Origin of the sequence: Luteimonas composti (genome assembly GCF_042678665.1) — a bacterium.
Classification (GTDB): Bacteria; Pseudomonadota; Gammaproteobacteria; order Xanthomonadales; family Xanthomonadaceae; genus Luteimonas; species Luteimonas composti.
In genome coordinates this window covers 349,220-369,812 of record NZ_JBHTKU010000004.1, presented here as the reverse complement: position 1 = coordinate 369,812, position 20,593 = coordinate 349,220, and the positions used below count along the sequence as shown (strand labels likewise).

Below are 20,593 nucleotides of genomic sequence, written 5' to 3'. Positions count from 1 at the left end.
ACGCCGCGATGCAATGGAGGCAGGGTGGCCACAGAGGCGACAGCGCGTTCCCGACGTCCGGCCGCGAAGAAGGCCGCGCCGAAGGAGAAGCGGCCGACCAAGGCCCAGCAGCGCGCCGAGATGACCGAGCAGATCCTGGACGCGGCGGAGCTGCTGTTCTCGCAGCACGGTCTGTACGGCGTCACGCTCAAGGACGTGGCCAGCCGCGTCGGCGTGCACCACACCCTGCTCAACTACTACTTCAACGACAAGAAGACCCTGTTCGACGCGGTGATGGCGCGGCGCGCGCCGGTGACCAGCGGGCGGCGCATGCAGGCGCTGGACGACTACGAGGCCGGCTGCGGCGGCAAGCCGACGCTGGAGGGCGCCCTGCATGCCTTCCTCGACACCGACCTGGACCTGTACCTGCAGGGCGGCGAGAACTGGAAGAACTACGGCGCCCTCAGCGCGCTGGCCTCGACCACGCCCTATGGCGCGGAGCTGATGGACCAGCACTTCGACCCGGTCGTTCTGCGGCTGATCGGACTGCTGAAGAAGGCGATGCCCGACTGCGCCGAGGAAGACATCTTCTGGGGGTACCACTTCGTCACCGGCGCGCTGATGCTGACCTTGGCGCGCACCGGTCGCATCGACCGGCTGTCGGGCGGGCTGTGCCGGTCCGACGACTACGAGGCGGTGAAGGCGCGCATGGCCACGTTCATGGCCGCCGGCTTCCGCTCCATCTGCAAGCGGCGGGGAGGCGCGAGCGCGCGCTGATTCCGGGCAGCACCCCGTCCGCAACGACTGTCCCGGACGGAGTCACGACGCATGCCGCTTGAGGGACGTACCGCGATCATCACCGGGGCCGGCGGCGGCCTCGGCCGCCAGCACGCGCTGTACCTGGCGCGCAAGGGCGCACGGGTGGTCGTCAACGACGTGGGCGAGGCCCAGGCCGCGGCGGTGGCGGCCGAGATCCGCGCCGGCGGCGGCGAGGCGCTGGCCTGGGCCGGCTCGGTCTGCGACGACGCCGCGGTGGCCGCGATGGTCGAGCGCACGCTGGGCGAGTGGGGCCGCGTGGACATCCTGGTCAACAACGCCGGGATCCTGCGCGACCGCAGTTTCGCGAAGATGGACCTGGCGTCGTTCCGCGAGGTGCTCGAGGTCCACGTGATGGGCGCGGCGACCTGCAGCCAGGCGGTGTGGGAGCCGATGCGCGCGCAGCGGCGCGGCCGGATCGTGATGACGACCTCGTCGTCCGGCCTATGGGGCAACTTCGGCCAGGCCAACTACGGCGCGGCCAAGATGGCGCTGGTGGGCCTGATGCAGACCCTGGCGATCGAGGGCGCGAAGTACGACATCCGGGTGAACTGCCTGGCGCCGACTGCGTCGACCGGCATGACTGCCGGCGTGCTGCCCGAAGAAAGCCTGCGCGCGCTGGCCCCGGCCCTGGTGAGTCCCGCGCTGCTGCCGCTGGTGGGCGACGACGCGCCGACCCGCGCCATCGTCTGCGCCGGCGGAGGCCATTTCGCGCGCGCCTACGTGACCTTGACCCAAGGTCGCCACCTCGGCGGCGGGAACGACACGGGCGAGCGCCTGGTGCAGGCCTGGGAGGCGGTGTCCGATCCGGCCGGGCAGCTGGTGCCCAAGTACGGCTTCGCCCAGGCCGAGCGCGAGGTGGCCAGCGCGCAGGCGCATGCACAGGCCGAGCCGGCCTGATCCATGCGCCGCCCCGCCCGGGCGCCACACCGGTTTGCCGTGTCCCCATCGGAGCGACCGCCATGACATCTCGCAGCCGCGCGTTCGAAGGCAAGGTCGCGCTGGTCACCGGAGCCAGTTCCGGTCTCGGCGAAGCCACCGCGCTGGAGTTCGCGCGACAGGGCGCCAGCGTCGTGCTGGCCGCGCGCCGCGCGGAGCGCTGCGAAGCCCTGACGCGGCGGATCGGCGAAGGGGGCGGGACCGCCCTCCCGGTACGCGCCGACGTGGCACGGCCGGACGACGTGCGCGCCATGGTGGCCGCCACGCTGGACCACTTCGGCCGGCTGGACTGCGCCGTCAACAACGCGGGCGTCGCCGGCCCCATGCGCACGCCGGTTGCCGACGTGGACGAGGCGCAATGGGACGCGGTGATGGGCGTGAACCTCAAGGGCGTGTGGCTGTGCATGAAACATGAGATTCCGGCGATGCTGGCTGTCGGCGGCGGCGCGATCGTCAACGTGGCATCGATCTACGGGCTCAAGCCCAGCGACGTCGGCCATGCGCCGTATGCGGCCAGCAAACATGGCGTGATCGGCCTGACCCGCTCCGCAGCCACCGACTACGGACAGGCGAACCTGCGCATCAACGCGGTGGCACCGGGCTTCACGCGCTCGGAGATGGTTGACCCGGAGCGGCCGGGCGGCGCCGAGCATTACGGTCGGATGGTGGCGCGCCACTGCGCGATGCAGCGGCTGGGCGAGGCGGAGGAAGCGGCGAAGGCCATTGCCTGGCTGTGTTCGGACGAGGCCAGCTACGTGAACGGCGCGGTGCTCTGTGTCGATGGCGGCAGCGCGACGCGGATGTACTGATCGGAGGGCGATGATCGCGGTTGGCGGTACGGTCGTCGGCAACGTTCCCCGACCGGACGCGGCGAGCCTGCTGCGCGGCGACCTGATCCGCCCCCCTCCCAGCCTCCCCCGCTGTGCGGAGGGAGGAGCGACCGTCGCGGCGGGTTCCGCCACTGCCACAGTCACCGTCACCGTCACCGTCACCGTCACCGTCACCGTCACCGTCACCGTCACCGTCACCGTCACCGTCACCGTCACCGTCACCGGGGCCGGGGCCGGGGCCGGGGCCGGGGCCGGGGCTGAGGGCCGGGGCCACCGCTGCGTCGTGCCCCCTCCCCCGCAAGGCGGGGGAGGGCTGGGGTGGGGGCAAGGGCAACCATGGTGCGGCTGGAGCCTTCGCGCACTCCCCGCTGCACAGGCACGTCCCGTGCGCCGGTCCGTCACCAAAAAAAAGCGGGCCGCACAAGGCGGCCCGCTCGGGACAGCATCCGCAGCGTTGGCCTACTTCAGCTTCGCGGCCTTGCGCAGCTCCTCGGCGCGGTCGGTCTTCTCCCAGGAGAAGGCGGTCGCCGTGTGCTTTTTGCCCGCGCCGTCGACGTAGCTGATCTCCTTCGGCTTGCGGCCGAAATGTCCGTAGGCGGCGGTAGCCTGGTAGATCGGGTGCTCCAGGTCCAGCATCCGGGTCAGGCCGTAGGGGCGCAGGTCGAAGTGGCGGCGGATCAGCTTCTCGATCACGTCGTCGCCGACCTTGCCGGTGCCGAAGGTGGTGACCGAGATCGAGGTCGGCTCGGCCACGCCGATGGCGTAGGAGACCTGCACCTCGCACTTGTCGGCCAGGCCGGCGGCCACGATGTTCTTGGCCACGTAGCGCGCGGCGTAGGCGGCCGAACGGTCGACCTTCGACGGATCCTTGCCCGAGAACGCGCCGCCGCCGTGGCGGGCCATGCCGCCGTAGGTATCGACGATGATCTTGCGGCCGGTCAGGCCGCAGTCGCCCACCGGCCCGCCGATCACGAACTTGCCGGTCGGGTTGATGTGCACCTTGTTCTTGCCCAGCGCCTCGAGCCACTTCTTCGGCAGCACCGGCTTGAGGATGTGCTCGCGCACGGCCTCGACCAGGTCCTTCTGCTTGATGTCCGGGTCGTGCTGGGTCGAGAGCACCACCGCGTCCAGGCCGAGCACGGTATTGCCGTCGTAGCGCAGGGTGACCTGGCTCTTGGCGTCCGGACGCAGCCACTTGAGCTTGCCGCTCTTGCGCACCTTGGCCTGTTGCTCGACCAGGCGGTGGCTGTAGTAGATCGGCGCGGGCATGTACTCGGGCGCCTCGTTGCAGGCGTAGCCGAACATCAGCCCCTGGTCTCCGGCGCCCTGCTGCTCGGGCTTCTTGCGGTCCACGCCCTGGTTGATGTCGGGCGACTGCTTGCCGAGCATGTTGATGATCGCGCAGGTGTGGCCGTCGAAGCCGACGAACGAATTGTCGTAGCCGATGCCGTTGATGACCTTGCGCGCCAGCGCCTCGATGTCCACCCAGGCGCTGGTGGTGACCTCGCCGGCGACGATCGCCGCGCCGGTCTTGACCAGGGTTTCGCAGGCCACGCGCGCGCGCTTGTCCTGGGCCAGGATCGCGTCCAGCACCGCGTCGGACAGCTGGTCGGCGATCTTGTCCGGATGGCCTTCCGAGACCGATTCGGAGGTGAACAGGTAGCTGGACATCGGCTATATCCTTCAATTCGGATGAAAAGATGGGTGCGGATGATACACGGGCGAAACCGGCTGCGCACCCCGCCAGCCGCACCGCAGGTTAACGCGCGCCGGCCCGGTGCGCCGCGCGGCCGCAGGCGGGCGTGGACCGGTTCCATCGCCGCCTAGAATGCAGCGATGGATTCGATCTCCCAGCTCCTGCTTGGCGCCGCCGTGGCCGGCGCCACGGTGCCTGCCATGCACCGGCGCGCCGCCATGCTCGCCGGCGCGGCGCTCGGCACGCTGCCCGACCTGGACTCGTTCCCGATCGCGCTGTTCACCGACGATCCGGTGGCGCTGATGACCCTGCACCGCGGCTTCAGCCACTCGCTGTTCGTGCTGCCGCTGCTGGGCTGGGCGATCTGGGCGGCCTTGCGCCGGCGGGGCGGGCGCGTGTCGCAGGCGCCGCGCGGCTGGTTCTGGGCGATCCAGCTGGCGCTGCTCACGCATCCGCTGCTCGACGCCTTCACCGTCTACGGCACCCAGCTGCTGTGGCCGCTGCCGATGCCGCCGGTCATGTGGTCGAGTGTCTTCATCATCGATCCGGGTTACACGCTGTGGCTGCTGGCCGGCGTGGCAGTGGCGATTTTCGCCGGGCCGAAACCAGCCGCGCGGCGCGCGCTGCTTGCGGGGCTGGCGCTCAGCTGTGGCTATCTGGGCTGGTCGCTCGTGGCCAAGGGCCTGGTCGAGCGCGAGGCGGAGCGTTCGCTGGCGGCGCTGGGGCTGGCCGATGCGCCGCGTTTCACGGTGCCGATGCCGTTCAATACCCTGCTGTGGCGGGTGGTGGCGATGACGCCCGAGGGTTTCGTCGAAGGCGAGCATTCGCTGGTCGCCGACTCGCGTCCGATCGCGTTCCGGCACCACCGCTCCGAGGTCGATGCCCTGGCCGCGGCCGGGGAGATTCCGGCGGTTGCGCGGCTGCAGTGGTTCAACCGCGGCTTCATGAAAGCGCAGGTGCGCGACGGGCGCCTGGTGCTGAGCGACCTGCGCATGGGCAGCGAACCCGACTACAGCTTCAACTTCGTGGTGGCCGAACGCGATGGCGACGGCTGGCGCGCGGTGCCGCCCGAGCAGCTGTCCTGGCCCTGGGAGGCGCGTCGACGGCTGGCGCAGATGTGGGAGCGGATCTGGGTCGAGCCGGACTCGCCTCCGGTCCAGCCCGGCAGCCGCTGAAGGCTGCGGGCCGGAGCGGTCGCCCGGCCGGCGGGGCACCTCGCGCCGGGGAAGGCGCTCCTGGCTGCGGACGCCGCAGGCCCATTGGCGCAATCGCCCCTACCGATTGCCCCCGCACGGCCCGCGCCGATGCCCTATGCCGGGAACCAGTACCGGGTGAGGTGGAAGAACACCGGCGCGGCGAACACCACCGAATCCATCCGGTCCATCATCCCGCCGTGGCCCTCGATCATCCGGCCCCAGTCCTTGGCCCCCAGGCTGCGCTTGACCGCCGACAGCGCCAGTCCCCCGCAGACGCCGGCCAGCACGATCACCGCCGACATGCCGGCCGACTGCAGCGGCGTGAACGGCGTCATCCACCACAGCGCGGTGCCGATGCCGACCGCCGCCAGGCCGCCGCCGAGCAGGCCTTCGACCGTCTTGGACGGGCTGACCTGCGGCGCCAGCTTGCGCCGGCCGAACAGCTTGCCGAACACGTACTGCATCACGTCGCTGATCTGCACCACCAGCATCAGGTAGAGCAGCAGCAGCTGGCCGGTGCCTGCCGGCGCATCGGGCTGCAGGATCATCAGCGCCGGCGCATGGCTGATGCAGTAGATGGCGATCATCACGCCCCACTGGATCTTGGTGCTGCGCGCGAGGAAATCCGTGGTGTCGCCGCCGAACACCGCCAGCACCGGCAGCGCCAGGAAGGCGTAGACCGGGATGAAGATCGCGAACAGCCCATACCACTGGTCGTGGATCAGCCAGTACTGGATCGGGATCAGCAGGTAGAACGCGGCCACCAGCGGCAGGTGGTCGCCCGCGCGCGTCGGCGTGAGGGTGATGAACTCGCGCAGCGCGAAGAACGAGATGAAGGCGAACACCACCAAGGTCGCCACCGGCCCGATCGCAAAGCACGCGCCCAGCACCGCCACCATGCCCCACCAGGCGCGCACGCGCGCGTTGAGGTTCTGCACGGTGGCGCCGCCGCCGTCGGGCCCGCGCCGCGACAGCAGCCAGCCCACGACCGATGCGACGAGCAGCACGCCGACGATGCCGCCGAACACCCAGAGCATCTTCGCCTGCGGACTCATGCCATCGCCTCCACCGCGGCGCGCGCGCGTTCCAGGAAGTGCTCGCGGGATTCGCCGGCGAGGCGCGCCAGCGGCGCGCCGAAGTTGACGTTGCAGTACAGCGGCAGGGGCAGCGGCAGCAGCGCGCCCTTGGGCAGGCTGCGGTGCAGGGTGTCCAGGTACACGGGCACCAGTTCCACGTGCGGATATTCCGCGGCCAGCTTGTACAGGCCGCCCTTGAACGGCTGCGGCAGGCGTTCGTTGCTGCGCGTGCCTTCCGGGAACAGGATCAGCGAGTCGCCATGCTCGAGCGCGGTGCGCACGGGAGCGAGCGGATCGGCGTCGGGCTGCGCGCGCTGGCGGTCGATCAGGATCGCGCGCAGCACGCGGCCCGACAGCCAGGCGCGAAGGCCCGGCTTGTCCCAGTAGTCGCGCGCCGCCACCGGACGCACGTCCGCGCGCAGCCGCGGCGCGAGCGCGGACCAGATCGCCACCGTGTCGAGATGGCTGGTGTGGTTGGCGAAGTAGATGCACTGGCCCGGCGGCGGCGAGGCGCGCCACTGCGCGCGTGCGCCGACCATCATGCGGGTGAAGCCGACCAGGGCGGCGCCGGCGAGGCGCGCGATCACGGTGCGGACTCAAGCCGCACGGCGATGGCGCGCAGGCGGGTGAAGCAGGTGAGCAGCGCGCCCATCGCGATCGCCAGCACCGCGACCTGCAGCGCATGGGCGCCGCCTGAGAACAGCGCTTCCAGCGGCGCGACGAGGCAGGCCAGGGTCATCAGCGCCATGCGGTGCTGCTTGGCCATCGGTCCGCGGAAGTCCTGCGGCTGGCCGAGCGCGCCGCCGAGCGTGCGGATGTACGCCGTCGCGGCGGCGAGCAGTGCGGCCAGCCATCCGGCCCAGGGCAGGCCGGCGGCGTAGCCGAGGACGACCAGCAGCACGCTGTCGGCGACGCGGTCGGGTACTTCGTTGTACAGCGCGCCGGTGGGCGTCGACTGTCCGCCTTCCACCGCCACCATGCCGTCGAGCAGGTTGCACAGCAGGCGCAGCTGGATGCCGAGCGCGCACAGCCACGCGCCCCAGGCCGGCAGCCACCACAGCGCGGCGGCGCCGGCGGCGGCGAAGGCGATGCTCAGCACCGAGATGGCGTTCGGCGTCAGCGGCGAGCGCGCCAGCGCGGCGGCGATCCCCTGGATGAGCCGATTGCCGCGCGCCTTGATCGGCCGGCGCGACGCGTCGGCTCCCTGTGCCTGCGATTCCATGCGGTGTTCCCCGAGCCGGCTGGTCCGGCGCGGATGCATCTTGGCCGCGCCCGCGAGCGCTGGCAAGGCGCCGGATCAGGCTGCGGCCGGCAGTTCCGGGGGCACGCCAGCGGCCAGCGCGTCGAAGTATTCGCGGGTCAGTCGCAGCTGCGCTTCGGCGGTCTCGGCGCGGTTGACCACGCTGCGGAAGGCGGCGTTCTCGGGCCGGTCCTTCGCGTACCAGCCCAGGTGCTTGCGGGCGATGCGTACGCCGGCCTGCTCGCCGTAGAACGCGTGCAGGGCCTCGAGGTGGCCCAGCAGGACGTCGCGGACTTCATCGAGCGGAGGCGGGGCGCGTTCTTCGCCGGTGGCGAGGAACTGCGCGATCTCCCCCAGCAGCCAGGGCCGTCCCTGCGCGGCGCGGCCGACCATCACCGCATCCGCGCCGGTGCGGTCCAGCACCTGTCGCGCCTTGCGCGGCGTATCGATGTCGCCGTTGGCGATCACCGGGATGCGCAGCTGCGCCTTGATCGCGGCGATGGTGTCGTACTCGGCCACGCCGGCGTACTGCTGGTCGCGGGTGCGGCCGTGCACGGCCAGGGCGGCGATGCCGCTGTCCTCGGCGATGCGGGCGATGGTGGGCGCATTGCGATGGCGGGCATCCCAGCCGGTACGGATCTTCAGCGTCACCGGCACGTCCACCGCGGCGACCACCGCCGAGAGGATGCGCGCAACCAGTGCCTCGTCCTGCATCAGCGCCGAGCCGGCCCAGGCATTGCACACCTTCTTGGCCGGGCAGCCCATGTTGATGTCGATGATCTGCGCGCCCTGGTCGGCGTTGTGTCGCGCGGCCTCGGCCATCACCGCGGGCACGGTGCCGGCGATCTGCACGCTCACGGGATCCGGTTCGCCCTCGTGGTCCATGCGGTGCAGCGACTTGCGCGTGTTCCAGAAGCGCGGATCGCTGGTGGTCATTTCCGACACGGCCAGGCCCGCGCCCAGCCGCTTGCACAGCTGCCGGAACGGCTTGTCGGTGACCCCCGCCATCGGGGCGAGGATCACGCGCGGCTCGATGCGGTAGGGGCCGATCTGCATCGCGGCATTGTAACGGGCTGGCCGGCCGCGGCCCGCGCGCCAAGGGGCGCGAACCCGCTGCCGGCAACGCTCAGCGGGTCGCCAGCTTCGGCATCGCCGCCGCCGCGCCCTCGTGCTCGGTCGACAGCGCGGCGTAGCGACTGGCGAAGCGGACGTGGTCGGCGAAGCTGCGGTCCGGTGCGACCGCCTGCGAGCTGGCCAGCGCGCCGTTGAACGCGTCGCCCGCGCCGGTGGTATCCACGGTTGCGGCCTCGAACGCAGGGACCCGGTAACAGGCGACCTCGTCGCCACGGCACTTGTCTTCGCGGTGCGAGACGAAGGCGCCCGCGGCGCCCAGGGTGATCACCACCGTGCCGCGTGGCAGCAGCAGCCGGCACAGCCGGTGCAGGCGCGCGTCGTCGAACTCGGCCAGTGCGCCGGCATCGACCCTTTCGCCCGCGTGGCGCGCGAGCAGGGCGGCGAACTCGGTTTCGTTCGGCGTCAGCACGTCGGCCACCGCCAGCAGCTCGCGCGTGCTCGGCGCGTTGGCCGGGGCCGGGTTGAGGATGGTGCGAACGCCGGCGGCGCGGGCCAGCCGCATCGCTTCCAGCACGCTCTCCACCGGCGATTCCAACTGGGCCAGTACGAGGCGGGCGGCAGCGATGGCCTGGGCCTGGCGAGCGATGAATTCCGGCGACAGCAGGCCATTGGCGCCGGGGCCGATCACGATGCTGTTGCTGCCGTCGCGGGCCACGTAGATGCCGGCGGTGCCGGTGGGTGCGTCGGGCGACTCGGCGCGCAGGTCGATGCCGTCGCGCGCGGCCAGGCCCCGCGCCAGTTCGGCGCCGGCATCGGTTCCCAGTGCGCAGACGAACACGGTGCGCGCGCCGCTGCGCGCGCAGGCGGTGGCCTGGTTGAAACCCTTGCCGCCTGGGCCGGTGGCGTAGCTGCCGACCAGGGTCTCGCCCGGGCGCGGCAGCGCCTCGCCGTGCCAGACGTGGTCGATGTTGAACGAGCCGACCACGACCACCTGCGCTGCAGCGGACATGGGCAGTTCCTCCGTCGGTCAGGCGCCGAGGTTGGTCAGCACGCCGGCGATGGTCGCTGTCATCAGGGTGGCCACGGTGCCGCCGAGCACGGCGCGCAGGCCGAAGCGGGCCAGGTCCTGGCGGCGGTCGGGCGCGAGCCCGCCGATGCCGCCGATCTGGATCGCGATCGAGCTGAAGTTGGCGAAGCCGCACAGGGCGTAGGTGGCGATCAGGCGTCCCTGCTCGCTGAGCACGACGCCGTCCACGCGGCCGTTCACGATGTCGGCCAGCTGCAGGTAGGCCACGAATTCGTTGATCACCACCTTCTGGCCGATCAGCGAGCCGACCGTGCCGGCGTCCTGCCAGGGCACGCCGATCAGCCATGCGATGGGGGCCAGCACCCAGCCGAAGATCGCGGCCAGGTCGAGCGGCTTGCCGATCGCGGCCTGGATGCCGGTCACTTCGCCGAGCCAGGTCAGCGGCGCGTTGACCATCGCGATCAGGGCGATGAAGGCCAGCAGCATCGCGCCGATGTTCAGTGCCAGGCGCAGGCCGTCGCCGGCGCCGGCGGCGGCCGCGTCGATGATGTTGCTGGAGGTCTTCTCGACTTCCATCTTCACCGTGCCGCGCGTCAGCGGCTCGCCGGTCTCGGGAATCAGGATCTTGGCGATCACCAGGGTGGCCGGCGCGGCCATGATCGAAGCGGCCAGCAGGTGCTTGGCGTAGTAGGCCTGCTCGACCGGATCGCCGCCGCCGAGCATGCCGACGTAGGCGGCCAGCACGCCGCCGGCGATATGCGCCATGCCGCCGATCATCATCGTGATCAGCTCCGACTCGGTCATGCGCGAGATGTAGGGGCGCACGGTCAGCGGCGCCTCGGTCTGGCCGATGAACACGCTGGCGCAGACGCTGGTGGTCTCGGCGCCGGAGACGCGCATCACCCGCGTGATCGCCAGCGCCATCATCCTTACCACGAACTGCATCACGCCCAGGTGGTAGAGCACGCCCATCAGGGCGGCGAAGAAGATGATGGTCGGCAGCACCTGGAAGGCGAAGATGAAGCCGTACGTCTCGGTGTTCATCAGGCTGCCGAAGATGAATTCCGAGCCCGCGTTGACGAAGCCCAGGATCTTCACGAAGCCGTGGCCGAGCGCGTCGAACACGTCGCGTCCGCCCGGCACCAGCAGCACCACCGCGGCGAAGCCGATCTGCAGGGCGATGCCGGTGCCGACCAGGGTCCAGTCGACCCGGCGCTTGTTGTTCGAAAACAGCCAGGTCAGCGCAATCAGCACCGCCAGCCCGAACAGGCCGAAACCGGCGCGCACCAGTGCATCCATCCCTTTCCCCGGAGTGTTTTCGTGCAAAACAGACGCGGCAGCCTAGAGCAGCGGGCAGCCTGCGGCAACTTCGATGCACGCGGCGGAGGGGCGAGGGCGGCCGTAAAGTGCCCGCGGCGACCGCGACGGGTGGCCGGACTAGCTGTCCCGGGCGATGGCCCGGTTGCGGCCGGTGCGCTTGGCCTCCTGCAGCCGCCGGTCGGCGCTGCCCAGCAGGGCCGAGGCGGTGGCCCCGTCCTGCGGGAACGCGGCCAGGCCCGCGCTGAAGGCCAGGGCGACCGGTTCGGTGCCGCGCTCGGAGTGGAAGGGCTGGGCGGCCAGGCTGCGGCGGGAGCGGTCGATCCGCTCCCAGGCGCTGCCGATCGGACAGCCCAGCACCAGCACGAACTCCTGGCCGCCGATGCGCGCCAGGTATTCGTCCTCGCCGAGCATCGCGCCGAGGTGTTCGGCGATGTGGCGGATGGCGCGGTCGCCGCCGAGGTGTCCGATCTGCTCGTAGACGCGGCGGAAGTGGTCCACGTCGACCAGGCCGATGGTGACCGTGCTGCCTTCCCGGCGTGCGGCCTCGAACATGCGCGGCAGGCGCTGCAGCAGCCAGGCACGGTTGGGGACGCCGGTCAGGGCGTCGCGGCCGGACAGTTCGATCAGCCGCTGCATGCGGTAGACGATGGTGCTGGTGAGCAGGGTCATCATCGCCAGCAGCAGCAGGCGCTGGCCCTGCTCGGCCAGCGACGGGGCGTCTTCGGAGATCGCCGCGGAGGCCGCCGGCGCGAGGGAGAGCACGGTGCCGGCCAGCGCGGCGTACTGCACGATCGCCATCCCGCCGACGAAGGCGGTCAGGCGCCCGTCGCTGCGCAGCGCGGTGAGCGCGATGGCGAACAGGTAGAAGCACCACACCACCAGGCTGTCGAGACCGGCGCCGGGGTCGTCCAGCGACAGCATTGCCAGCACGCCGGTGGTCGCGGTGATGTCCCAGGCGCCGGTGGCATAGGGCAGCCAGTGGTGGCGGCGGTGGTTGCGGGCGAGCGCCAGCCACACCTGCGCCACGATGTTGACCAGCACCGCGACGCCCAGGCCGACCAGGGTGCGATTGGTGGCGGCGCCATCGAGCGCGGCGGCCAGCGGCAGCACCAGGACCAGCAGCGACAGCAGCGCGCGCACTTTCGCCACCAGCAGCTCGCCGCCCGCGCCGAGCTCGAGCATCACTTCGTCGGGCCGCCCGAACAGGGTGGCGAGCACGCGTTTGAGCGGGGCGGGTTCGTGCATGGTCGGGCCGGGCAGGCGGGATCGCCGCGCGAGGATACCGCGCGCTCGCATAGACTGTCGGGCGTGGATGGCAACGCCGGAGCCGGAGAGATGCACTACCGCCGACTGGGGAATTCGGGGCTGAAGCTCTCGGCACTGTCGCTGGGCGCCTGGCTGACCGCGGGGTCCCGCCTGGGCCGCGGCGAGGCGCGCGAACTGGTCGCGCTGGCCTGGGACAGCGGGGTCAATTTCTTCGACAACGCCGAGAACTACGCTCACGGCGAGGCCGAGCGGGTCATGGGCGATGTGATCGCCGACCTGCGCCTGCCGCGCGACGGCTTCTGCGTCTCGAGCAAGGTGCGCTTCGGCTCGGCCGCCGACCCGCGTCCGAGCCAGGTGGGGCTGTCGCGCAAGCACGTGCGCGACGCCTGCCACGACGCGCTGCGCCGTCTGCGCGTGGACTATCTCGACCTGTTCTTCTGCCATCGACCGGATCCGGACACGCCGGTGGCCGAGACCGTGTGGGCGATGGATGCGCTGGTCCGCCAGGGCAAGGTGCTGTACTGGGGCACCTCGGAATGGCCGGCGGCGCTGATCCGCGAAGCCATCCACGTCGCGCGCAGCCATCATCTGCACGGCCCGACCATGGAACAACCCCAGTACAACCTGCTGCACCGCGACAGGGTCGAACTCGAGTACGCGCCGCTCTACGCCGAGCACGGCCTGGGCACCACCATCTGGTCGCCGCTGGCCTCCGGCCTGCTGACCGGCAAGTACAACGACGGCGTGCCGGAGGACAGCCGCTTCGCCCATCTCGGCGAGCACAGCCCGGTGCACGATCGCGAGCGCTGGATGTCGCGGCTGGAGCGTGCCCGCCGCTTCACCGCGCTGGCCGGCGAAATGGGGGTGGCGCCCGCACAGCTGGCCATCGCCTGGTGCCTGGTGAACCCGCATGTCTCGACGGTGATCCTCGGCGCCAGTTCCACCGGCCAGCTGCGCGAGAACCTCGGCGCGCTCGACCTGGTGGATCGCTTCGACGAGCCGACCTGGCGACGGCTGGAATGCGTGACGCGCTAGGCCAGGTCGCCGACCAGCGGCGGTTGACAGTCCAATGAGAATCATTAGCATCCTCATCCCGCCTCCGAGGAGTGCCGCGATGCTGTCGAGCTGTGAACCCGCCACGCCGGTCCAGGATGCGCCGGCCCTCGGCCACGAGCAGCCGCGTGCGACCGCCCCCACCGTCGAACTCGATAGCCTCCGCCTGCTCCAGGGCCAGCGCGAGGTGCGGATCCGCCACGGCAACGAGTGGTACCGCCTGCGGCATACCCGCAACGACAAGTTGATCCTCACCAAGTAGTCCCACGCCCGGTGGCGTCGGCGCCAGAAGTGCCGGCGGGCCTCGCACCGATCCGCCATCGGCCACTGCCACCCATCTTTCCCTTGTCCGGCACGCCGGCCGCCCCATGATTCTCTGCCGTCGCGCAAGGTCGCGAGGACGTGAGAACGTGGACGCGCATGCGCGACAGGTGCGGTAGCGGGCGCTTTCCGGCTTCAGGTGAATCGACCTGGGCATCGCCCTGCCTTCAACGCAGAGCAGGCGATGCGGTGTCGCGGTGTCGGCCATCGCTGCTGCGAGAACGGCCCGATGCGTACGCACGATTGCGCACGACGCCCTGGCCGGCGTGCGGAGTCCGGCTGAAGTCGTCGAAGGGGCGGACCTCCCCAACCGCGTAGCGGGAGCAGGATCGGCGCCCGGCCGGGCGTGCGGCGGCTCTGCACGGCGGCCGCGGCGATTCTGCGGGCCGCCCTTTGAACGCGGGACGCCACCGGTTGCCTGCGTCATGGTCGCGCGTGCCTGCGCGCGGCGCGGCAGGGGGCGGGCGGTCCCGCGTCAGACGACTCCGATGATCGGGCCGGCCATCTTCACGGCATCGGCGACCGCAGGAGCGCGCGGCGGAGCCGGTGGCGCGGGTGGCTTCGACGGCGGCGCCGGGGCAGTGGGAGCGTTGCCGCTGGGCCGCGGCGGCGGCGCAGGTGGCGCGGGCGGCGCAGGTGGCCGCGGCGGCCAGGCCAACGTGGGTACGACCACCTGGGTGCGTCCGGCCTTGCGTTCGCGCAGGTACTCCAACGGGACGCGCGTACCCTCGTCCTTGCCCCGAAGCTGGGCCATCACCTCGCGCGGCGTGGCCACGGCCTTGCCGTCGACGCGCTGGATCACGTCGCCCGCCTGCAGGCCCTCGAGTTCGCCCGTCGACAGCACCAGCACGCCGCGATCGGTGCCGAAGTAGCGGCCCAGCTGCGCATCCAGTGCCGCCAGGTTCAGCCCGTTCCAGCGGAACGCGGACAGCAGCCGCGGCACGCCGCAGTCTTCGCCGCTGCACCCCGCGGAATCGCGGCTGATGCGCTGGATCTCGCGTCGCACGTCCGGCGCGATGCCAGGCACCGATTCCAGCGCCAGCAGGCCGGCGTCGATGCCTTCGCGGGCGGAGGCCATGGCGCGTTCGAGCTGGCCGTCGTCGAACCATTCGAAGCGGCCGCCGTCGCCGGTGGCCAGCGCCAGCGCATGCGTCCGCGTCGCAGGGGTCACGGTGGCGGTGGCGATGCGGCCATCGCGTTCGTAACCCAGGCGCGCGGCCTTGCCTGCGGTGAGGTTGCCGAGCAGCTTGCGCGTGTTTTCCAGGCGCAGGTCCGGGTTGCTGCCGAGGATCTGCACGCCGTCGACCGAGATCAGCCGGTCGCCGCTGCGCAGCCCGGCCTTGGCGGCCGCGCCATCGGGCGTGACGCCGGTAACGCGCACGCCCGGCCGCGCGTCTCCGTCGAGCAGCACGCCGATCAGCGGCCGGGCACGGGCGCGCTCGCTCCGTTCGTGCATGCGGTGGGCCAGTTCGCCGTGTTCGCGCGAGAGCTCGGCGACGCGCGCCGCCGCCTTGCGCAGCGCCTCGTGCGCCTGCGCCAGTTCCCGCGACTCCGCGGCGGTCGCGCGCACGGGATCGCTTGCCGCGGCGGTTCCGGCCAGCAGTGCGGCCATGGCGATGGCCAGCAGGGAAACGGATGGGGATTTCATGCAGGTCTCCAATGCTTGAAAGGTCAGTCGACGAGCACCAGCGCGGCGTCGTAGCGCGTGCCCTGGGCGACAAGCCAGCGACGGTTGCTTTCGAAGCCGGTCAGCGCACGCAGGCCTTCGACGCGCTGTTCCCACAGCGCGGCCTGTGTCTTGCGGTCGAGATCGGGTTGGGCGAGCGCGGCGTCGATCGCGGCGAGGCGCGCTTCCAGGGTGTCGGCGAGCAAGGCCGCGGTCGCGCTGGACACGCGCTCGTCGCGGGCGGCCGCCAGCAGCGATTCCAGCTGCGCCGACTCGGCATACAGCCGCTCGAGCGACTCCTGCCCGACGGTGGCGACCGGTTCCGGCGCGGCCTCGGGTGCCTGTTCCGGCATGCTGCGCCAGGGCGAGACGAGGGTGAACGCCACGGCCGCGGCGGCCACGCCGGCGGCCCAGCGCGTCCAGCGGACGGCGCGCGCCGGCCGCGACGTCGCAGGCGCGGGGCGCCTGGCATCGAGCCGCGCCGACAGCGCCTCCCAGCCTCCGGGCGGGGGCGCTTCCAGCGGAAGCGCGGAGAACGCGTCGCGCCAGTCCTGCGGCGCGGGCGGGCGATGGTCATGCATGGCTGGTGGCCTCCACCGGACGCGCGTCCGGTTCGAGCAGGACGCGCAGGCGGCGGGTGCCGCGCGCGAGCTGCGATTTCGAGAAGCTGGTGGTGCGCTGCATCAGCACGCCGATCTCCTCATGGGTATAGCCCTCGGCGTGGTAGAGCCACAGCACGCTGCGGGTCGACGCGGGCAGCGACGCCAGGGCGCGCTGCAGGATCGCCGCGTCGGCCGCGGCTGGCGGCAGCGGCGTGGCGTCGTCGGCGGGCTCGTGCAGCTCCATGTCCAGCCCGTCGGGCTGCTGGCGCGTGCGCCTCAGCCGCATCAGCGCCTCGTTGACCGCGATCTGTCGCAGCCAGCCCCAGAACGGGCTGTCGCCGCGGAAGCCGTCGATCCTGTCCATCACCTTGAGCATCGTGTCCTGCAACACCTCGGCCGCCTCCTCGCGATCGCCGCAGATCCGCAGCGCCAGGGTGAACACCGGCCGCTCGAACCAGCGGTAGACCTGTTCGAACGCCGCGCGCTCGCCGGCGCGCACGCGGGCCAGCAGCGCCGCGGGCACGGCGATGGCGAAGCTGGAGGAGGCGGGCGGTTCGGGCGGCATGTACGGCTATGGATGCGGCAGCGGCCGGAAGCGTCGCAGCCACCGTGCGCCAGGGCGCGTGGCATCGGTCAGGGGCGTGGCCGCCACGGTCACATCCGGCCGGCAGCCGCCGTCATGGACCTATACTGGATTCATCGAATAAGGGGAGCGAGACCATGGGTGGAGGCATGTTCCTGACCGCGGTGCTGCTGGTGGCGGGCATCGTGATCCTGTTCAAGACGGTGCGGATGGTGCCCCAGGGCTACGAGTGGACGGTGGAGCGCTTCGGCCGCTACACCCACACCATGACGCCGGGCCTGCACTTCCTGATCCCGGTGGTCTACGGGGTGGGCCGCAAGGTCAACATGATGGAACAGGTGCTGGACGTGCCCAGCCAGGACGTGATCACCAAGGACAACGCGGTGGTCAAGGTCGACGGCGTGGTCTTCTTCCAGGTGCTCGACGCGGCGAAGGCGGCCTACGAGGTGGCCAACCTGGAGGTCGCGATGATCGCCCTGGTGCAGACCAACATCCGCACCGTGATCGGTTCGATGGACCTGGACGAGTCGTTGAGCCAGCGCGAGACGATCAACGCGCAGCTGCTCAACGTGGTCGACCACGCCACCAATCCCTGGGGCGTGAAGGTCACCCGCATCGAGATCCGCGACATCCAGCCGCCGCGCGACCTGGTCGATTCCATGGCCCGGCAGATGAAGGCCGAGCGCGAGCGCCGTGCCGTGATCCTGGAGGCCGAGGGCCACCGCCAGTCGGCGATCCTGCGCGCCGAGGGCGAGAAGCAGGCGGCGATCCTGGAAGCCGAGGGCGAGAAGGAGGCGGCGTTCCGCGAGGCCGAAGCGCGCGAACGCCTGGCCGAGGCCGAGGCCAACGCCACGCGCATGGTCTCGGACGCGATCGCGCAGGGCGACGTGCAGGCGATCAACTACTTCGTGGCGCAAAAGTACGTCGAGGCGTTCGGCAAGCTGGCGACCGCACCCAACCAGAAGTTCGTGCTGATGCCGATGGAGTCCAGCGGCATCATCGGCTCGATCGCGGGCGTCGCCGAACTCGCCAGGGAGGCGCTGGGCAAGCAGCAGGCGGCGCCGCGCAACCCGCCGCAGAACCGCGCCACCTTCCCGGCGGGGGACTGAGCCATGGACCTGCGCTGGGACGTGGTCGCCTGGGCCGCGGTCGCGCTGCTGCTGTTCGCGGCCGAAGCGCTGGCGCCGGGTGCCTTCATGCTGTGGATGGCGTTCGCCGCCGTGGCGGTGTTCCTCGCCGTGCTGGCGGTCCCGGGGATCCCGCTGCTGGCCCAGGTGGCCGCCTTCGTGGTGCTGAGCTTCGCGTCGATCCAGGTCTATCGCAAATGGTTCCGCGGTCGTGGCCGCCAAAGCGATCACCCCACGCTCAACCGCCGCGCGCTGCACCACATCGGTCGCGTGGTGCCGCTGGAGCAGCCGATCGTCGCCGGACGCGGGCGGGTGAAGATCGGCGACGCATTCTGGGTGGTCGAGGGGCCGGACCTGGCCGCCGGCACGCCGGTGCGCGTGGTCGGGACCGACGGCGTGGCGCTGCGGGTGGAGCCGGCCGGAACCTGATCCGTCCGGCGGCCGGCTGCCGCGGGATTCGGGCGGGTCTCCGCCCCGCGGCGTCGGGTCCGGCAGCACGCGGGTCGATGCGTTTGCCTGCCGAGGCTGCGGCGCGGGACGAACCGCATCCTCCGGCCATGGCGATTGTGTAACAGCCACCGTCGCCGCTAGCGTGCCGGCCCATGGGACACGACCACGACCACGCCAGCGCCGCCAGCATCCGTCACGAAAAGCCGCTGTGGTGGGCGCTCGGACTGATCGCCGGTTTCATGCTGGTGGAGCTGGCCGCCGCCTTCGCCACCAACAGTCTGGCCCTGCTCTCGGACGCGGCGCACATGGCGACCGACGCGCTGGCCCTGGGCATCGCCCTGGTCGCGGTGCGCCTGTCGCGCCGGCCGCCCGACGCTCAACGCAGCTTTGGCTACGTGCGTACCGAGGCGATGGGGGCGATGGCCAACGGCCTGCTGCTGTTCTGCCTGTCGGCCTACATCCTCTGGGAATCGGTGCAGCGTTTCCTGGAACCTGCGCCCGTCGCTTCGATCGGCATGCTGGTGGTCGGGATCGCCGGGCTGGTGGTGAACCTGGTCGCGATGCGCCTGCTGCAGGCGGGGAGTGGCGAAAGCCTGAACATGAAGGGCGCCTACCTCGAGGTCTGGGCCGACATGATCGGCTCGATCGGCGTGATCGTCGCCGCGCTGGTGATCCGCTTCACCGGCTGGCAGGCCGCCGACCCGATCATCGCCGCGGCGATCGGCCTGTGGGTGCTGCCTCGCGCGTGGACACTGGTACGCCAGGCCGGCAACGTGCTGATGATGGGCGTGCCCGAGGGGATCGACCTGGGCCAGGTGCGCGCCGCGCTCGCCGGCCTGCCGGGCGTGGCCGGCGTACACGACCTGCACGTGTGGTCGCTGGCGTCGAGCCGCGCGGCGATGACCGCGCACCTGGTGGTGGACGCCTCCGCCGATCCGCGCGCGCTGCGCCACCTGGCGGCCGGCCTGCTGCGAGAGCGCTTCGATATCGGCCACGCGACGCTGCAGGTCGAGGGCGCCGGCGACTGCCACGGGCCGGACTGCGACGACGCGCACCCGCTTGCGGCCCACGACGCGCATGCCCATCACCACGGCCACGCCCATCGCCACTGACTGGCCCGGGCGCAGGGGCCCGGAGCGGCGGGTTCTGGGATAATCCGCGCATTCCCGCTACCGGACCGCGCCATGACCCGCAAGACCATCCTCAACGACAGCCACCGTGCGCTCGGCGCCAGGATGGTCGACTTCGGCGGCTGGGACATGCCGATCCACTATGGCTCCCAGATCGACGAGCACCACCAGGTGCGCCGCGACGCCGGCATGTTCGACGTCAGCCACATGACCGTGGTCGACCTGCATGGCGACCAGGTGCGCCCGTTCCTGCGCAAGCTGCTGGCCAACTCGGTGGACAAGCTCAAGCAGCCCGGCAAGGCCCTGTACGCCTGCATGCTCAACGGGCAGGGCGGCATCATCGACGACCTGATCGTCTACTTCCTGCGCGAGGACTGGTTCCGCCTGGTGGTCAACGCGTCCACCCGCGACAAGGACCTGGCGTGGATCGGCAGCCATGCCGCCGGCTTCGGCGTCGAGGTCCGCGAGCGCGAGGACCTGGCGATGATCGCTGTGCAGGGTCCGAACGCGCGCGAGCGGGTAGCGGGCCTGGTCGGCGGCGAGGACGCGGCCGCGCTCGGCAAGCTCGGCAGGTTCGCCGCGCGCGAGACTGCCGGCACGCCGTTCGGCGACCTGTTCATCGCCCGCACCGGCTACACCGGCGAGGACGGTTTCGAGATCGTCGTGCCGGAATCCGGCGCGGTGGCGCTGTGGGATGCGCTGCTGCAGGCCGGGGTGAAGCCGGCTGGGCTGGGCGCGCGCGACACCCTGCGCCTGGAGGCTGGTCTGAACCTCTATGGCCAGGACATGGACGAGTCGGTGTCGCCGTTCGAGGCCGCGCTCGGCTGGACCGTGGCGCTGGACGAGGGACGCGACTTCATCGGCCGCCCGACGCTCGAGCAGCACAAGCGCGACGGCGCGCCGCGGCAGATGATCGGCCTGGTCATGGACGAGAAGGGCGTGCTGCGCCACGGCCAGCGCGTGCTCACCCCTGCGGGGGAGGGCGAGATCCTGTCCGGCACCTTCTCGCCCACCATCGGCAAGGCGATCGCGTTCGCGCGCGTGCCGGCCGGCGACATGGGCGAGGGAGTGCGGGTGGACATCCGTGGCCGCGAGATCCCGGTGCGGGTGGTGAACTTCCCGTTCGTCCGCGAAGGCAGGATCCTCTGATCGGACCCGGCGCCGATTGCGGCGGCGACGCCGGGCTTGGCTACACTATCCGC

General features: G+C 71.4%; 21 protein-coding genes. 10 read left to right on the top strand and 11 right to left on the bottom strand.

Features of this window, described 5'->3' with window-relative positions:
• The first annotated feature begins 24 nt into the window (after positions 1-24).
• The 3 genes from ACFQ2D_RS13750 (at position 25) to ACFQ2D_RS13740 (ending at position 2,543) form a co-directional block, all read left to right on the top strand.
• A complete protein-coding gene (locus tag ACFQ2D_RS13750) occupies positions 25-756 on the top strand; it encodes a TetR/AcrR family transcriptional regulator (RefSeq protein WP_386795680.1) in 732 nt (243 codons plus the stop codon).
• A gap of 51 nt (positions 757-807) precedes the next feature.
• Positions 808-1,695 (top strand): SDR family NAD(P)-dependent oxidoreductase, encoded by an 888-nt coding sequence (locus ACFQ2D_RS13745; protein ID WP_280942551.1) that lies wholly within the window; start codon positions 808-810, stop codon positions 1,693-1,695.
• Positions 1,696-1,757: 62 nt separating this feature from the next.
• On the top strand, positions 1,758-2,543 hold the full coding sequence (locus tag ACFQ2D_RS13740; protein WP_280942552.1) for an SDR family NAD(P)-dependent oxidoreductase: 786 nt from the start codon (positions 1,758-1,760) through the stop codon (positions 2,541-2,543).
• A gap of 480 nt (positions 2,544-3,023) precedes the next feature.
• On the opposite strand, the gene metK is transcribed toward ACFQ2D_RS13740, so the two are convergent.
• Positions 3,024-4,235: a methionine adenosyltransferase gene (metK, locus tag ACFQ2D_RS13735; RefSeq protein ID WP_280942553.1), complete on the bottom strand. Its 1,212-nt coding sequence runs from the start codon at positions 4,233-4,235 to the stop codon at positions 3,024-3,026.
• 165 nt (positions 4,236-4,400) lie between these two features.
• Between metK and ACFQ2D_RS13730 the strand changes: the two genes are divergently transcribed.
• The gene (locus tag ACFQ2D_RS13730; RefSeq protein WP_280942554.1) at positions 4,401-5,435 is read left to right on the top strand and encodes a metal-dependent hydrolase; all 1,035 of its coding nucleotides are present in this window, start codon (positions 4,401-4,403) and stop codon (positions 5,433-5,435) included.
• Positions 5,436-5,569: 134 nt separating this feature from the next.
• On the opposite strand, the gene ACFQ2D_RS13725 is transcribed toward ACFQ2D_RS13730, so the two are convergent.
• From ACFQ2D_RS13725 to ACFQ2D_RS13695, 7 genes are all read right to left on the bottom strand, one after another.
• The gene (locus tag ACFQ2D_RS13725; RefSeq protein ID WP_280942555.1) at positions 5,570-6,511 is read right to left on the bottom strand and encodes a phosphatidate cytidylyltransferase; all 942 of its coding nucleotides are present in this window, start codon (positions 6,509-6,511) and stop codon (positions 5,570-5,572) included.
• The gene (locus tag ACFQ2D_RS13720) at positions 6,508-7,119 is read right to left on the bottom strand and encodes a lysophospholipid acyltransferase family protein (protein WP_280942556.1); all 612 of its coding nucleotides are present in this window, start codon (positions 7,117-7,119) and stop codon (positions 6,508-6,510) included. Before ACFQ2D_RS13720 ends, ACFQ2D_RS13725 begins: the two co-directional genes overlap by 4 nt.
• The gene (locus ACFQ2D_RS13715) at positions 7,116-7,754 is read right to left on the bottom strand and encodes a CDP-alcohol phosphatidyltransferase family protein (RefSeq protein ID WP_280942557.1); all 639 of its coding nucleotides are present in this window, start codon (positions 7,752-7,754) and stop codon (positions 7,116-7,118) included. Before ACFQ2D_RS13715 ends, ACFQ2D_RS13720 begins: the two co-directional genes overlap by 4 nt.
• A 75-nt stretch (positions 7,755-7,829) precedes the next feature.
• Entirely contained in the window at positions 7,830-8,828 is a 999-nt protein-coding gene (gene dusB, locus ACFQ2D_RS13710) for a tRNA dihydrouridine synthase DusB (protein WP_280942558.1), read from the bottom strand.
• 70 nt (positions 8,829-8,898) lie between these two features.
• The gene (locus ACFQ2D_RS13705; RefSeq protein ID WP_280942559.1) at positions 8,899-9,855 is read right to left on the bottom strand and encodes a ribokinase; all 957 of its coding nucleotides are present in this window, start codon (positions 9,853-9,855) and stop codon (positions 8,899-8,901) included.
• Between the two features lie 18 nt (positions 9,856-9,873).
• Entirely contained in the window at positions 9,874-11,172 is a 1,299-nt protein-coding gene (locus ACFQ2D_RS13700; RefSeq protein WP_280942560.1) for a NupC/NupG family nucleoside CNT transporter, read from the bottom strand.
• Positions 11,173-11,310: 138 nt separating this feature from the next.
• Positions 11,311-12,438, bottom strand: a complete 1,128-nt coding sequence (locus ACFQ2D_RS13695) for a GGDEF domain-containing protein (protein WP_280942561.1) — start codon at positions 12,436-12,438, stop codon at positions 11,311-11,313.
• 90 nt (positions 12,439-12,528) lie between these two features.
• On the opposite strand from ACFQ2D_RS13695, the gene ACFQ2D_RS13690 reads away from it, so the two are divergent.
• Together ACFQ2D_RS13690 and hemP are read left to right on the top strand one after the other, a co-directional pair.
• The gene (locus tag ACFQ2D_RS13690) at positions 12,529-13,494 is read left to right on the top strand and encodes an aldo/keto reductase (RefSeq protein WP_280942562.1); all 966 of its coding nucleotides are present in this window, start codon (positions 12,529-12,531) and stop codon (positions 13,492-13,494) included.
• A 79-nt stretch (positions 13,495-13,573) separates the two neighbouring features.
• On the top strand, positions 13,574-13,774 hold the full coding sequence (gene hemP, locus ACFQ2D_RS13685; protein ID WP_280942563.1) for a hemin uptake protein HemP: 201 nt from the start codon (positions 13,574-13,576) through the stop codon (positions 13,772-13,774).
• Positions 13,775-14,308: 534 nt separating this feature from the next.
• Here hemP and ACFQ2D_RS13680 read toward each other — a convergent pair.
• The 3 genes from ACFQ2D_RS13680 to ACFQ2D_RS13670 are packed head-to-tail and all read right to left on the bottom strand — an operon-like array spanning position 14,309 to position 16,666.
• Positions 14,309-15,481, bottom strand: a complete 1,173-nt coding sequence (locus ACFQ2D_RS13680) for a PDZ domain-containing protein (protein ID WP_280942564.1) — start codon at positions 15,479-15,481, stop codon at positions 14,309-14,311.
• A gap of 23 nt (positions 15,482-15,504) precedes the next feature.
• The gene (locus ACFQ2D_RS13675) at positions 15,505-16,080 is read right to left on the bottom strand and encodes a hypothetical protein (RefSeq protein ID WP_280942565.1); all 576 of its coding nucleotides are present in this window, start codon (positions 16,078-16,080) and stop codon (positions 15,505-15,507) included.
• Entirely contained in the window at positions 16,073-16,666 is a 594-nt protein-coding gene (locus tag ACFQ2D_RS13670; protein ID WP_280942566.1) for an RNA polymerase sigma factor, read from the bottom strand. The genes ACFQ2D_RS13675 and ACFQ2D_RS13670 overlap by 8 nt, the downstream gene beginning before the upstream one ends.
• Before the next feature lie 155 nt (positions 16,667-16,821).
• Here ACFQ2D_RS13670 and ACFQ2D_RS13665 point away from each other — a divergent pair, with 155 nt between their 5' ends.
• The 4 genes from ACFQ2D_RS13665 (at position 16,822) to gcvT (ending at position 20,540) form a co-directional block, all read left to right on the top strand.
• Entirely contained in the window at positions 16,822-17,793 is a 972-nt protein-coding gene (locus ACFQ2D_RS13665) for an SPFH domain-containing protein (protein WP_386795679.1), read from the top strand.
• A 9-nt stretch (positions 17,794-17,802) separates the two neighbouring features.
• The gene (locus tag ACFQ2D_RS13660; RefSeq protein ID WP_280942669.1) at positions 17,803-18,240 is read left to right on the top strand and encodes an NfeD family protein; all 438 of its coding nucleotides are present in this window, start codon (positions 17,803-17,805) and stop codon (positions 18,238-18,240) included.
• Positions 18,241-18,413: 173 nt separating this feature from the next.
• On the top strand, positions 18,414-19,373 hold the full coding sequence (locus ACFQ2D_RS13655) for a cation diffusion facilitator family transporter (protein WP_280942569.1): 960 nt from the start codon (positions 18,414-18,416) through the stop codon (positions 19,371-19,373).
• Between the two features lie 72 nt (positions 19,374-19,445).
• Entirely contained in the window at positions 19,446-20,540 is a 1,095-nt protein-coding gene (gene gcvT / locus ACFQ2D_RS13650; protein WP_280942570.1) for a glycine cleavage system aminomethyltransferase GcvT, read from the top strand.
• The last annotated feature ends 53 nt before the right edge of the window (positions 20,541-20,593 follow it).